Genomic DNA, 14647 nt, shown 5'->3' with positions numbered 1-14647 from the left:
TTCTTCGTCGTTCGCTCCCGCTCTCAACTACGAATAGGCAGACGGCGTCGACTATCGCGGACTAACCGCCTTCGCTTCGCTATCCATGGCGGTCAGCGAATGGTGAAGTAATCTTTTCCATCAAACAGGCGAGTGCCTCGACCAACAATCTGTTTAAACTCAATCATTGAGTTGATTGGGCGTAGCAGGATAATGTTTCTTATGTTTCGGGCATCAACACCGGTAGAAAGTTTTTGCGAGGTGGTCAGAATGGTCGGGATAGTCTTTTCATTATCCTGAAATACCCTTAAAAATCGTTCACCTTCTGCTCCATCGTCGGCTGTAACACGGACACAATAATTGGGATCGGTGCTATTCTTGATTTGGTTAATAATATCTCTAATTAAAAGCGCATGCTTCTGGGTGGCATAAAACACCAGTGTTTTTTCTTTCTGGGTAATCTGCTGCATAAATAGATTAACCCGGTATCTTTCCCGCTCTTCTATTTCGATGGTTCGATTGAAGTCTTTTTCCTCATAAACCTTACCTTCTTCGATCTCACCCTCAATCACCTGGTCATCCGAGGTATAAACATAATCATCCAGTGTTGTGGCAATCTGTTTAACCTTGAATGGCGTCAGGAAGCCATCGTTAATACCGTCCTTCAGTGAATAGATATAAACCGGTTCGCCAAAATAACGATAGGTATCTGCATTATGTTTACGCAGTGGGGTTGCAGTTAAACCGAGCTGTACTGCGGGTGAAAAATATTCCAGTATTCCACGCCAGTTGCTCTCATCGTTTGCACCTCCACGATGACATTCATCAATAACAATAAAGTCAAAGAAGTCTTCTGGGTACTCGCCAAAGCTGGGAACGGAATTGCCTTCTGCATCATGCCCGGACATAAAGGTCTGGAAGATGGTAAAGAAGATGCTGCCATTCTTCGGCACACTGCCTTTCTTGCGAATGGTCTCCGGATCGATGCGAACAAGTGCATCTTCAGGAAATGCGGAGAAACTATTGTAAGCCTGATCGGCCAGGATATTGCGATCAGCCAGAAACAGGATGCGAGGACGACGCTTAGGTTCTCTGGTTAAATTCCAACGACTATGAAATAACTTCCAGGTGATCTGAAAGGCAATAGCAGTCTTGCCCGTGCCGGTAGCTAGCGTTAGCAGGATTCTTTCTTTTCCATCAGCAACGGCTTCAAGGGCTTTATTGATGGCATTGTGTTGATAGAAACGCGGTTGCCAGAACCCGCCCTTGTCTTCAAATGTCACTTCACCGAAACGATCACGCCAGTCACTTTGCGTGGCAAAGGTCATCGCCCATAATTCATCCGGCGTAGGGTAACGATTAACATGGCCTTCCTTGCCCATCTGCATATCCACCTGATAGATACCGACACCATTGGTGGAATAAGTGAAACGTGTTTGCAAGCGTTCAGCATAACGTTTGGCTTGTGCTAAACCTTCAGTATCTGAGAGGCTTTTCTTCTTCGCCTCAATAACACCGAGCTTTTGTCCCTTATAGAACAATACATAATCAGCAATATCCTGCTTGCCGCGTTTACCCGCACCTTGCAAACGACCCAGCGTGATAACCTCACGCCTCACCCGGCTGCCTTCCATGACACCCCAACCCGCTTCTTTTAAAGCGGGGTCAATCAATTCAGCGCGGGTTTCTGCTTCGTTCATGCCACGGCCTCATCCATGAGTTTGTCACCCTCCGTTGGTAATTCACCGGAAATGGCTTTTTGTAAAAGTGATTGTTTTAGTTCGATTAGTGAGTTGAGTTTTTGTTGGTATATAGACTCAAGCCTTTCTAATTCCAGTGAAAGCTCATCAAGTTTCTGAGCCATTTCCAGTTGCTCCCCAGGTGACGAGGGATAAGATACAGGTAAGGCAGATAGTTTCTTTTGATTAATATTATTTATATTTGCACCACCACCTTCGCGAGTTAACTGCTTAACTGTTGCATTTGATTTCATAAACCATAAAAGAAATTTAGGAACAATTCGTGCTGTATCGAAACGAATCCTGATAACAAAACCTGAGAATGATGTTTGTTCTTCTACCTCTGGTACAAGCATACAACGACCTATAAGTTCCTTGCTTCCATTTGAACGCACAGTCAAAATATCATCTTTTTTCACTTCATAGCTTGTATCAAGCGTGCCATCAATTGTCGCCAATCCCAGATTTTTTATGGGCACATACTGGTTTTTCTGGAAATCACCAACTCCTATTACTGGGAGGGTCTGACCATTGCTATGTTTATTGAAATTAAGCCCATTTTTGAACCCAGCAATCTCACCAAGTGTTTTATCCTCCCACCCGTCTCCTCGTCGTGTAAAAACAGAACTCAAATAACTTTCAAACAACTCACGAGCATTGGCGAGGTTTCTATCGGTATTAGCAATCGCTGTATCGATCCCCGCAAATGCTTCATCGAGAATTGCAACGATGCGTTTTTGCATAGAAAGAGGAGGAAGGATTATTGGGTAGTTCTCCAACATACCCTTTTTGATGTATGGCATTGTATTGCCAAGTTTCTGGTCATATAGCGTTCTTTTAAGCAAGCCATCTAAAATTCTAAATAAATAACGAGGATTGACACGATCAAAATTCATAAGAACATATGTACGCTGATACGCTTCAAACTTGCCATTATAATAAGTAGTATTACCAACATCACCGTTACCAGCAATTAGCAATGCTTCTCCATCGAATGAGTAATCATCGCTATATGTATGTTCCTTGGCACATGTGAAAAAAGGATATTTGCCTTCTGGGTTTCCTTGATTGACATCCTTGCGACCAGTTTTAATTTCACATAGTGTCCCCAGTTTTTCAATTGGCCATTTAACCATTATAAAATCCCCCGAATCCCTTCCAGAATTTCTACACTCTCCGCATCCAGTGTTTCAATCTCATTGATTATCACTTCCGGATCACGCAGGGGCTCTTCATCTGCCTTGTTCGGATTCTTCACCGAAAGGTCAAAGAACTCCTGATCAATATCGTTAATGCTTACTGTCCACGATTCATCAGAATCCTCAAAGCTGGCTTGCAACTCGACAAACTCTTTCAGGTCATTGTCATTAAGCGGATTGGTCTTGCCCAGACTGCGGCCGGGATCGAGATGGCAGTACCAGATCTTTCGAGTCGGTGCGCCTTTTTCAAAAAACAGCACCACGGTTTTCACACCTGCACCGAGGAAGGTGCCACCGGGACAATCGAGGATGGTATGCAGGTTACAGCTTTCCAATAGTTCCTGGCGCAATGCCTTGGATGCGTTGTCGGAATTTGAAAGGAAGGTGTTTTTAATCACCACCGCCGCACGGCCACCGGCTTTGAGGTTCTTGATAAAGTGTTGCAGAAACAGGAAGGCGGTCTCGCCGGTTTTGATTGTGAAGTTCTGCTGGACTTCCTTGCGCTCCTTGCCGCCAAAGGGCGGATTAGCGAGGATGACATCGTAGCGATCCTTTTCCTGAATATCATCTGAGTGCTCGGCAAGCGTATTGATGTGAATGATATTGGGTGCTTCAATACCATGCAGGATCAGGTTCATGATGGCAATGACGTATGCGAGGCTTTTCTTTTCCTTGCCGTAGAAGGTTTTGGTTTGCAATATTTTCAACTGGCTGGTGGTTAACTCACCTTGCCTAAGGTAGTCATAGGATTCACACAGGAATCCCGCCGAGCCACATGCGCCGTCATAGATGCGCTCACCAATCTGTGGGTTAACCACCTGTATCATGGCACGGATGAGTGGACGAGGTGTATAGTATTCACCACCATTACGCCCCGCGTTACCCATGTTCTTGATCTTGGTTTCGTAGATATGGGATAGCTCGTGCTTTTCTTTCTGAGAATTAAAACTGAGCGCATCGATATACTCAAGTGCATCTCGCAGTGAGTAGCCACTGGTGAATTTGTTCTTTATTTCACCAAAGATCTCACCGATCTTGTATTCGATAGTGTCTGGCCCAGATGCGCGTTGCTTGAAGCCGTGAAGATAGGTGAATAACTCGCCGTTCACATAGGCGATCAAGTCATCGCCCGTCATGGCATTGTTGTGATCAAACTCGCCTTCCGGGGTTTTAGGCGCTGCCCAGGTGGACCAGCGGTGCTGCTCATCAATGATGTACTCATAGGGCTTGCCCTTAAGCTCGGCCTGCATGGCCTTTTCCTTCTCCAGGTCATCCAGATACTTGAGGAATAGCATCCAGGAAGTTTGCTCGGTGTAATCCAGCTCGGTGGTACAGCCAGCCTCTTTCCAGAGGACGTCATCGATATTTTTAAAGGCTTGTTCAAACATTTGTCTTTATTCTCGTTATTATCTAGACCGCGTTACTACGACTGTCTTTTTTAGGTAGTGGTCGGTTCAATTCATCCATAGTTATGCCATGTGCGTAGGCATTGTATTGCCACACAACAAACTGAGCCAACAACCTCTCTTGTTCTTTCTTTAACCGGCCATTCTCAGCCTCTAGTGACGCTATACGCTTGGCCGCAATATTAAGCGAAGGTGGTACTTTTTCTTTGCGTTTACCGTTTAGCCGTAGATCTTCCTTCTTATCGTCATAGGCAGATTTAATTCTCGAATAGCCCTGTAGCGTCTGGCGAGTTGATTCAATAGAGTAACGTTTTTTAGCCAAAGCACATAGATTTTCCCATGTGAATTTAGTTTCATCATCCCATTGATCTATTAAAGATACGACTTTTTCAATATCTTGATCTGTTATATGTTTTGCCATTATGAACCTCTCAACATCTTTAGTTTCGCAAGCGCATGTGGCGGCCTGTTAAGAGTTTGCACACCAGTTTGTCGTTTCTTTTCAATTTTTGGAAGGCGCTTTCTGTTATTAATATCCAGAGCCTTATCTAAATGACTCATCTCTACTTCAGAAGAGAGCTTGATTAACGTTCCATCTGGCAAACTATCATCGGTAAGCCGATCTATGAGTTCTGAGCATATTTTAATTGTTTCCAGTCGTTTGTTGTAATGACGATCTGCCCCTATCGAACCATCATCCATGGCGGCTTTATCCGACTCCAATAATAACTGTTCACTTGCCAGCCGTTTCTTTAATCTCTCAAGCTTTACTTCATCACCTTTGATACACACCTGTTCGGCACAGGTTACGCAGTTACGATGTTTAGAACAGGGCGAGATAATGTAATCATGTATGCATGCGCCAAACTCTGTCTGATGAGCAGTCAAAGAAGCATTGGTATTTATTTCCTGAATAGTTTCAGGCTTTAGGATCTCTATAACTGGAAGATTCTCATTACTTGCCTTGTCATTTCCTGTGATTACCGACAACTGTTTATTGTACTGCTCAGGCAATGTGTGGTTGTAAACTCGGTTATGCTTTTCATTTGCGCGGCCAGCCCACTTGGTAAGAAGCTCCGTCTCCATTCCGTTAACTTTGGCTATGGTTGTCAGCAAATGCCGTATTTGATGTGTCGTCATTTTATAGGATGAATAATCACTCCGTTCAAAGACACTTTTAACGTCAGCTAACTCGTTCGTACCACGTTTCTTCTTTTTTGTTGGAGCCAAGTCTTCGTTCAGTGTATTTATATTAGGCATCCATAGTTTTTGCTCATTTGTTCCTTTTTTTGTATGCAGTTGATTCTGGAATAGCGTAAAAAGCCCCTCTGACCATTTAACAGAAACATCATCACCCGTCTTATATTGTACAAATGGAAAGCCTGTGATGCCCTCGACAACACCATCACCAACACTTCGCTGCTCTAATGACTTTGCAAATTTTCGTGCCGATTTGGAGAGATTTTTTAATCTATTAACAGCTTCTCGCACGGTGCTCTCCATTGCACTTGGAACCCACTCCACTTCATGCCCATAACCTTTACCTGAATACCACTTAATTCCAAGAGCCTTATTTCCATGTCTATCCACATCTTCGTGGAGACAGTCTGCTTTGAGATAGAATAATTCACTTGCTCTTGCTGGCGCAGTCAATAGTATTGCAACAGCCGAAGTAGTAAATAAATCCCTTGGAGATAGCCGCTCTTTACCAATAGCAAAAATTTCAGCTAAAGCCAGAAGCGCATTTTCATCTGGCAACTTCTTATTTCTATGTTCAGCACCTTTCTTGCCAACTTTTTCGACGGTATCTTCACCGCGTTTAATAGGATTCAGCCATGTAAAAGGCTTAATGATTTTCTTATCGACTAGGAATTTTTGTAATTTCTCAAGATGAGCACCGCCATGATAAGCTGCCTGAGAGGAGTATGACTCTCGAATTTCCTGAGCAGCTTGGTCGAGAACAACTGAATTGATATTTAATACATCAACACCATCATCCGCTCTCATCATAACTTTCTCAATAGAACGAATAGCCTTCATCTCATTAAATGTTTTAGCAGGATTAAGTGTTTGGCTATATAGCAAGTACGCCTTTGAAAAAGGCATAATTGTTTCATCCAATTGATTAACTGGGTCTCTGTTTTGCGATGAAACGCCAACTTTCGTGAATCGGGGAGTCGCTATTTTTGCGGAAGCTTGTTTTGGGCGTCCAAGCCCTCGTCGTTCGCTCGCGCTCTCAACTACGAATAGGCAGACGGCGTCGACTATCGCGGACTAACCGCCTTCGCTTCGCTATCCATGGCGGTCAGCGATTGACTGCGCCTTTCCAATATGGCGAGGCATATTCCATTTTTTGATTCAGCGGGGGCAACTTTTCAGCAAAAGAAATAAAGTCTTTCAGGTTTCGCTTAGCATCCCTTTCAAACCTTGGCGTAAAGATCAGCACATTATTATCCATACGCTGCATCCCCTCTCAGCTCATCACATCGCTTCATTACCTGAGTAACCGCATATATTGCCCTATCATTAATAGCAGCAATTTCTAGATCATTTGTTTCTTCGACAATTCGTTCCCGCTCATCTAGCAACCATTTCAATATCAAGTGATGAGGTGCATCCCTCCATGCCTTGAATTTAGGACAGGTATAGCAAGCTACTGGCGCATAATCACGACACATGGCATTTGTGCCACATGAACCAACATTATCACTACTATCGCTTGTTCTAATACGCTGCGCCCCAGGTACTGCCGATAAGACACTATCCTCAGACTCAACAACCTCACCCTGAAAGGCACTTGCATAACGCATTAAAGAGCCATTCATAATTTCGGATATGGTTGCAGCATGCTCTGGTATATTGGCAACATACACCTTTGTATTCTGCGTATCAGAATGATCCAATAGTGTCGCAATAGTCAGCACACCCGCACCTTCACGAGCAGCCCGAGTTCCCAATGTGTATCTAAATCGATAGCCTGTGGTTTTCAGAGGCTTACCAGTTCTTTCTGAGGTAATTTGCAATTTATTAATAATACTTTTTAGCTTTGATGTTATATCTGACGTTTTCCGGTGCGCAACATCCATAGCCAAAGCCGCCATCATGTCTTCGGAAGAGAGATTCTTAAATTGCCTTATGTCATCCGGAAACATTGGCAGCAAATCGCGCTCTTTTTTACTTAGCACTCTTCCTATTTGACGTTCAGCTTTCTTCTTCACATTCGCTATATGTACACTTAGAACTTGACCAATACTTTCTATAAGAGCAAAGCCCGTAAATTCTGCCCTAAAACCACGCCCGCGCACTTTTGCCTTAGGTATCTGCAACATATATACAGGCAACTCCAATGTGTCCGAATCAATGCTCAAATCACCAATTTTCAATGAAGCAATTTGTATTGGCCTTCTGCCTGTTGCAGCAAAAAGTTGTGCTAGCGAATACTCCTCATCATCAATCACCGATTCAGCATACTTGTTATCAAGCCCACTTCTTATTGCTTCAAACTCTATATCACTGTATGGCCCTTCTTCAGGATCAAGCGATAAGACAGCCATTCCTTTATCATTACCGGATAGCTTCCAACTACTCAGCAGCTCAAAAACCTGATCACTTACCGCCTTAAACTCTAGAAAATACAGCTGCTTTAGAAAGACTCTTAACACTGCCACTCTGTACTCATCTCTTTTCGATGAGAACTTTGACTTATAGGCCAAAACACCTTCCTGAGTAATAGTTCTAAATCCGTTATCTACATATCCTTTAATTTCTCTACAAACATTTGCGACATGCCCTACAGATTTGTTCTCAGCAAAGTACACGAGTGTCGCCCTAATATCCTCTTGAATTGATGACTCGAATTCTGCAACAAATCCAACCCTAATTTCCCTGTCTTTATTTAACTTCCAGACATCAGAATACATATCAAACTCATATCCGTTAAAAGATACAGATTTTGATACATTGCTTACTGATAAAGCATTACGGTTTACTATATTATCCATATTCATTGACTCAGAATGGAACATCCATATTCTTAATTTCTATTCGATCTTTATCAGCATCGCGTATCTTCTTTTGTAGGTGCAAACCAAACTTCATGGCTTTCTTCTGCTGATAGCGTTTTGTGTATGTTCTCGCAGTCCCAGAATCCTCTTTCCAACCCATGATATAACTTCGTAAGTCTTCTACCTCTGACTCTGACATTTCTCCTGAACTTAAAAATGGTTCCACCTGTTCACTAAAATCGTCATTCCATGTATGTCTAAGTGCGTGAGGATGAACACTAAAACCCAGAGTTTTTGCGAGAATACCAAATATTTTATCAACAGCAGAATGAGACAGGGGCATTGCTACAGACGCCCCATTCTGATGACTGACAAATAAATAAGGGCACTTATTTACTCCTTTTACTTTTGAGCGATATTTAATAATGTATTCCTCGATCATCAAATAAAGCTCATCAGGAATCTCAACATCTCTACTCAGCGTTTTAACCAATGCTGGGTTTGTTCGTGGATCATCAGGATTATCCGCATCTCTTCGGATACAAATTGCTTTTTTCCCAGGGTCTAAGTCTGTTGCCTTTAGAGACAACAGCTCTCCTTTTCGACACCCCACATACATCAGAATATGTATAATCAAACGATTACGATAACGAACCGCTTCATTTTTCCATGGATTATCAACAGAATCTGGCTCTATCATTTCAAGCAATCGAGTTTTTTGATCCTTCTCCAATGACTTAAACGGCTCTTTACCAGAAGATGATGACATTTTCACTGGCCGATGATTAATAATGCTATTAGTCATCCTGCTGATTGCTTTATGTGATGCAGGTGAAATCGTATTTGCTAACCAAGTAACATACTGAGCAATAACCGTTAATCTATTGTATGTTGTATTTGCCTCAACAAGATCTTCATCTACAACCACCGTATAACGTGCCAGCTCTATCTTCCTTAGATTGATAGGTACTACGTTATTTACTCTCTCAACATTCTCGGCTTTAGAGAGTTCAACTTTCGGTTTTTTTGACCACAGCGCTATCGACTCAATTTCGGAACCTGTCAATAAATCACCTGCTCGAAACCTATCTTCAATATCAATCCCAAGAAGCCTACATAACTCCGTAAAGAACCCAAGAACCCCATAAACAGATCTGATGGTATTTATTGAATCAGACTTATTCCTGTGGTGAATAGTGGTATACAAATTCTGGTAAATCAGAGGCTCACTTGAAACACCATCAACTAACAGCCCATAACGCTCACCGTTTGGAAACCTGAAAGTCTGGTATTTATTCATAAGCTCAAACCTCATAATCATACAAATATCTTTGGTATATGATAACCATAGCATGGTTTAAAAAAAAGTATACAGAAATATTTAATAACCTCTGTATACTTTCAGCTAACTATCTGTTATTACTAATATTAATACGGATAACCTTACAGATACACCCTAAGGTATGTTTCAGAACGGGATATCGTCGTCGAAGTCGTCGAAGTTGCCGCCACCGGCAGGGGCGGCTGCGGGCGCCGATGCGGGCGCAGCCGCTGGTGCTGACTGACCACGATCATCCTGACTGAAGTTTCCGGCACCGCCGCCTCCACGTCCACCCAGCATCTGCATCGTATTCGCGACAACCTCAGTGGTATAGCGATCCTGGCCACTTTTATCCTGCCACTTGCTGGTCTGAATACGTCCCTCGATATAGACCTGCGAGCCTTTGCGTAGGTACTCGCCTGCCGTCTCGGCGGTTTTGCCGAAGAGAACCACACGGTGCCACTCGGTATGCTCCGTCCACTGGCCACTCTGACGATCCTTTCTCGATTCAGTCGTCGCCAGGGTGATATTTGCCACCGCAGAGCCGCCCGCTGTGTAACGCACCTCGGGATCTTTGCCCAGGTTGCCGATCAGTATTGCCTTGTTAATTCCGCGTGCCATTGATAAGTCTCCCCTCTATCTCTCTAACTATTATTCTGATCAACAATTTTCGACCGTGACCAAACCCGGTCGATTCTACGCCTCGGCTAGCGAAAACTCACGCAGCTCGGCCTCATCAAACTCCACACTATCGACCTTGAGGTAGGCAACACCCTCCTCACCGTCAACACTTGCCTCAGCCACGCCGCGCACCTCTCGAAGCCTGTCGCCCAGCAGTGCTGCCTGATCGGCTTCGAGCTGTTCAACTCTGAGCAGATAGCTGCTCAGATACCGCGGCTGTTCCATACCGCTGGCCAGTAGCAGCCAGAGCAATGCCATCACACCACCCATCATCAGTGTTGTCTCCACTCCGTAGCTACCGTAACTCCAGCCGCCGACTACGCCGCCTAGAAAGGCCCCTAGAAACTGTGAGGTGGAGTAGATTCCCATCGAGGAGCCGCGACTCGCTGCAGGTGAAATCTTTGAGACCAGCGATGGCAGGCTCGCCTCAAGCAGATTGAAGGCGGTAAAAAAGAGAAACAAGAGTAGCGCGACTGCAACCAGCTCCGAGGTTAACCAGGAGAGCGCGAACTGCGACACAGAGATCGCAGCAATGGCACCGAGAAAGATCCCTTTCATGCGTCGTTTTCGCTCAGCAATGATAATAAAGGGCACCATCGCCACAAAGGCGAGCAGCATTACCCCCAGATAGAGCATCCAATGGTAGTCACTTGCCAACCCGGCACGATCACGCAGCGCCAATGGCATCACCACAAACAACGCGGTGAGAATCATATGCAGAATCATAATACCAAAGTCGAGGCGCAGTAGCTCCGGATTGCGTAGTGCCGCGCCGAGCTGAGCCGGTACCGCCTCCGACTCACGATGGAATTTGCTTGTTTTAGGCGTCGGCACCAGTAGGTGCAGCACGGCAATACCGATAGATGCGAGTAGCGCCGTCATCCAGAAAATGCCCGAGAGCCCAATCCAGTTGGCGAGCATCGGTCCAAGCACCAGCGAGACGGCAAAGGAGATACCAATACTCATGCCGATGGTTGCCATCGCCTGGGTGCGGCGCTCTTCGCGGGTGAGGTCGGCGATCAGCGCCATTACTGCTGCGGCGATGGCGCCCGATCCCTGCAGGGCGCGACCAAGAATGATGCCGTGGATCGATTCAGATGAGGCGGCGACCGCACTACCAATGACAAATAACAGTAGACCGAGAGTAATGACAGGCTTGCGACCAAAGCGGTCCGAGAGCATGCCGAAGGGGATCTGTAACACCGCCTGAGTAAGACCGTAGGCACCAATCGCCACACCGATCAACATTGGGGTTACCCCCTCCAGTGACTCGGCGTGGAGTGAAAAAACCGGCAGAATCATGAACAGCCCCAACATACGCAGGGCAAAAATTGCAGCGAGAGAAGCAGTCGCTCTTCGCTCGTCACGATCCAGGGTTTGGGCGTCTCCGCCTCTACTTTTACGCCTCATTAAATATGTGCCAGAGAGTAGCAGGACGGCGTATAGTATCAGGTTGACTTGCCCTCTGGAAACGACCGATGGACACGATTCACCTGCGTGGCGCGCGCACCCATAACCTGAAAAATATCGATCTCGACCTACCGCGAGACAAGCTGATAGTTATTACTGGCCTCTCCGGTTCTGGCAAGTCATCGCTCGCCTTCGACACCATCTACGCAGAGGGTCAACGCCGCTACGTCGAGTCGCTCTCTGCCTACGCTCGCCAATTTCTGTCGATGATGGAGAAACCCGATATTGACCATATCGAGGGCCTCTCACCAGCAATTTCCATCGAGCAGAAGTCGACCTCACACAACCCCCGCTCGACCGTCGGCACCATCACTGAGATCTATGATTACCTGCGCCTGCTGTTTGCCCGTGCCGGCACACCGCAGTGCCCCGAGCACGGCACCACCCTCGAGGCTCAGACGATCAGTCAGATGGTCGATCTGGTGATGGAACTGCCAGAGGGGAGCAAACTGATGCTGCTCTCCCCTGTGATCAGCGAACGTAAGGGTGAACACCTGCATATTCTCGAGGAGCTACGCGCACAGGGTTTTATCCGCGCTCGTATCAATGGCGAGATCATAGAACTCGACAGCGCACCCAAACTCGACCTGAAGCGCAAACACACCATTGAAGCGGTCGTCGACCGACTCAAGGTACGCGAAGATATTCAGACCCGTCTTGCGGAGTCCTTCGAGACCGCACTGAGCCTCTCTGATGGACTGGCGCGAGTTGCCTACATGGATCAGCCCGAGCAACCTGAGCTGCTCTTCTCCGCCAAGTTTGCCTGTCCCGAGTGCGGCTATTCACTAACCGAACTGGAACCACGCCTCTTCTCCTTCAACAACCCGGTCGGAGCCTGTCCCAGCTGTGATGGACTCGGCATTGAGACCTACTTCGCCCCCGACAAGGTGGTCTCCAACCCTCATCTCAGCCTGGCAGGTGGCGCAGTACGTGGTTGGGATCGTCGCAACATGTACTACTTCCACCTGATCAGCTCGCTTGCCGACCATTTCAAATTCGATATCGAAACCCCCTACGAGGAGCTGCCTGAATCGATTCAAACAACAGTACTCTACGGCAGCGGTGAAGAGGAGATAGAGTTTCAGTATCTGCAGGAGCGCGGCCAGAGCATTACCACCAAGGTACACGCCTTCGAAGGCATTATTCCCAATATGCAGCGTCGTTATCGAGAGACCGAGTCCAACGTGGTGCGTGAGGAGCTATCACGCTATCTCGCCGATCAACTCTGTCCCGGCTGCAACGGTACGCGCCTTAACAGCGGCGCGCGCAACGTCTTTATCACCAAACATAACCTACCCGCCATTGCCGCATTGCCGGTTGGTAAAGCACGCGATTTCTTTGCGAATCTGGAACTACCGGGGCGTCGTGGCGAGATCGCTGCCAAGGTGCGCAAGGAGATCGGTGACCGGCTCAACTTTCTGGTCAATGTCGGCCTCGATTACCTGACCCTCGATCGCAGTGCCGACACCCTGTCGGGTGGCGAAGCGCAGCGTATCCGGCTTGCCAGTCAGATTGGCGCGGGCCTGGTCGGTGTAATGTACATTCTTGATGAGCCATCCATCGGCCTGCATCAGCGTGACAATCAACGCCTTCTAGACACACTCACCCATCTACGCGACATGGGAAATACCGTTATTGTCGTCGAGCACGATGAGGATGCGGTGCGATCAGCCGACCACGTCGTCGACATTGGCCCAGGTGCCGGCGTACATGGTGGAGAGGTTGTCGCGCAGGGAACACCCGCCGAGATCATGAACTGTCCGTCCTCATTGACGGGGCAGTATCTAAGTGGTGCACGCGAGATCGCGGTCCCACAAACACGGACGCCTGCCGACGTGTCACGACAGCTCGCCGTCCGCGGTGCGTGCGCAAACAACCTCAAGAGAGTCGACATCGAGATTCCCGTTGGACTGTTCACCTGCATTACGGGTGTCTCTGGCTCCGGCAAATCGACCCTGATTAACGACACCCTTTACCCCGAGGCCGCTCGAGAACTCAACGGTGCAAGCTCTACCGGGGCCGCCTGTGATGCGATCGAGGGCCTCGACCATTTCGACAAGGTTGTCGATATCGATCAGAGCCCGATTGGCCGCACTCCGAGATCGAACCCTGCCACCTACACAGGTCTATTCACGCCAATTCGCGAGCTCTTTTCAGCCACCCAGGAAGCGCGCTCACGCGGCTATAAACCTGGGCGATTTAGCTTTAACGTCAAGGGTGGTCGCTGTGAGGCGTGTCAGGGCGATGGTGTAATCAAGGTAGAGATGCACTTCTTACCCGACATCTACGTTCCCTGCGATGTCTGCAAGGGTAAACGTTATAATCGCGAAACCCTCGAAGTACGTTACAAGGGAAAAAATATCTACGAAGTATTAGAAATGACCGTAGAGGAGGCGCTGCCATTTTTTGAGGCGGTACCACCTCTGGCTCGAAAGCTTAAGACTCTGGTAGAGGTCGGTCTTTCTTATATTCGCCTTGGACAGAACGCCACCACTCTCTCGGGTGGTGAGGCGCAACGCGTTAAACTGGCCAAGGAGTTATCGAAACGTGACACAGGCAATACACTCTACATACTTGATGAACCGACCACGGGCCTACACTTCTTCGACATCGAACAGCTACTCGTTGTGTTGCATCGCCTACGCGACCACGGCAATACCATCGTCGTCATCGAGCACAACCTTGATGTCATCAAAACAGCCGACTGGGTCATTGATCTCGGTCCAGAGGGTGGCGACAAGGGCGGGGAAATTCTCGCCTCAGGAACGCCTGAGAAGATTGCTGATGTAGCGCATTCCCACACCGGGCATTTCCTCAAACCAATGCTAAACAGAGATAGTACTTAGTG

The 14647-nt window shown here is 47.0% G+C and carries 10 protein-coding genes and 1 pseudogene; 1 reads left to right on the top strand and 10 read right to left on the bottom strand.

Annotated features, from left to right (window positions below):
* Positions 1-98 precede the first annotated feature (98 nt).
* The 10 genes and pseudogenes from hsdR to BOW52_RS10200 form a co-directional block, all read right to left on the bottom strand.
* A pseudogene (gene hsdR, locus BOW52_RS10240) lies at positions 99-1679 on the bottom strand (EcoAI/FtnUII family type I restriction enzme subunit R); the annotation flags it as partial.
* Positions 1676-2854: a restriction endonuclease subunit S gene (locus BOW52_RS10235; RefSeq protein ID WP_078483986.1), complete on the bottom strand. Its 1179-nt coding sequence runs from the start codon at positions 2852-2854 to the stop codon at positions 1676-1678. The pseudogene hsdR and the gene BOW52_RS10235, both read right to left, overlap by 4 nt.
* Entirely contained in the window at positions 2854-4305 is a 1452-nt protein-coding gene (locus tag BOW52_RS10230; protein WP_078483985.1) for a class I SAM-dependent DNA methyltransferase, read from the bottom strand. Before BOW52_RS10230 ends, BOW52_RS10235 begins: the two co-directional genes overlap by 1 nt.
* A gap of 22 nt (positions 4306-4327) precedes the next feature.
* Positions 4328-4744 carry a hypothetical protein gene (locus BOW52_RS10225; RefSeq protein WP_078483984.1) on the bottom strand — a complete coding sequence of 139 codons (417 nt, stop codon included), beginning with the start codon at positions 4742-4744 and terminating at the stop codon, positions 4328-4330.
* Entirely contained in the window at positions 4744-6444 is a 1701-nt protein-coding gene (locus BOW52_RS10220; protein ID WP_135622262.1) for a hypothetical protein, read from the bottom strand. Before BOW52_RS10220 ends, BOW52_RS10225 begins: the two co-directional genes overlap by 1 nt.
* A gap of 184 nt (positions 6445-6628) precedes the next feature.
* Positions 6629-6781: a hypothetical protein gene (locus BOW52_RS17040; protein ID WP_172840297.1), complete on the bottom strand. Its 153-nt coding sequence runs from the start codon at positions 6779-6781 to the stop codon at positions 6629-6631.
* Entirely contained in the window at positions 6774-8324 is a 1551-nt protein-coding gene (locus tag BOW52_RS10215) for a site-specific integrase (protein WP_172840296.1), read from the bottom strand. Before BOW52_RS10215 ends, BOW52_RS17040 begins: the two co-directional genes overlap by 8 nt.
* A gap of 10 nt (positions 8325-8334) precedes the next feature.
* Positions 8335-9627 (bottom strand): site-specific integrase, encoded by a 1293-nt coding sequence (locus BOW52_RS10210; RefSeq protein ID WP_172840295.1) that lies wholly within the window; start codon positions 9625-9627, stop codon positions 8335-8337.
* Between the two features lie 168 nt (positions 9628-9795).
* Positions 9796-10269 (bottom strand): single-stranded DNA-binding protein, encoded by a 474-nt coding sequence (gene ssb / locus BOW52_RS10205; RefSeq protein ID WP_078483980.1) that lies wholly within the window; start codon positions 10267-10269, stop codon positions 9796-9798.
* Positions 10270-10344: 75 nt separating this feature from the next.
* The gene (locus tag BOW52_RS10200; protein WP_078483979.1) at positions 10345-11739 is read right to left on the bottom strand and encodes an MFS transporter; all 1395 of its coding nucleotides are present in this window, start codon (positions 11737-11739) and stop codon (positions 10345-10347) included.
* Between the two features lie 68 nt (positions 11740-11807).
* Between BOW52_RS10200 and uvrA the strand changes: the two genes are divergently transcribed.
* Positions 11808-14645 (top strand): excinuclease ABC subunit UvrA, encoded by a 2838-nt coding sequence (uvrA, locus tag BOW52_RS10195; protein WP_078483978.1) that lies wholly within the window; start codon positions 11808-11810, stop codon positions 14643-14645.
* The last annotated feature ends 2 nt before the right edge of the window (positions 14646-14647 follow it).

Origin of the sequence: Solemya pervernicosa gill symbiont, assembly GCF_002020875.1 — a bacterium.
Classification (GTDB): domain Bacteria; phylum Pseudomonadota; class Gammaproteobacteria.
Note: the sequence above shows the minus strand (reverse complement) of the source record. Positions and strands in the feature narration are given on the sequence as shown.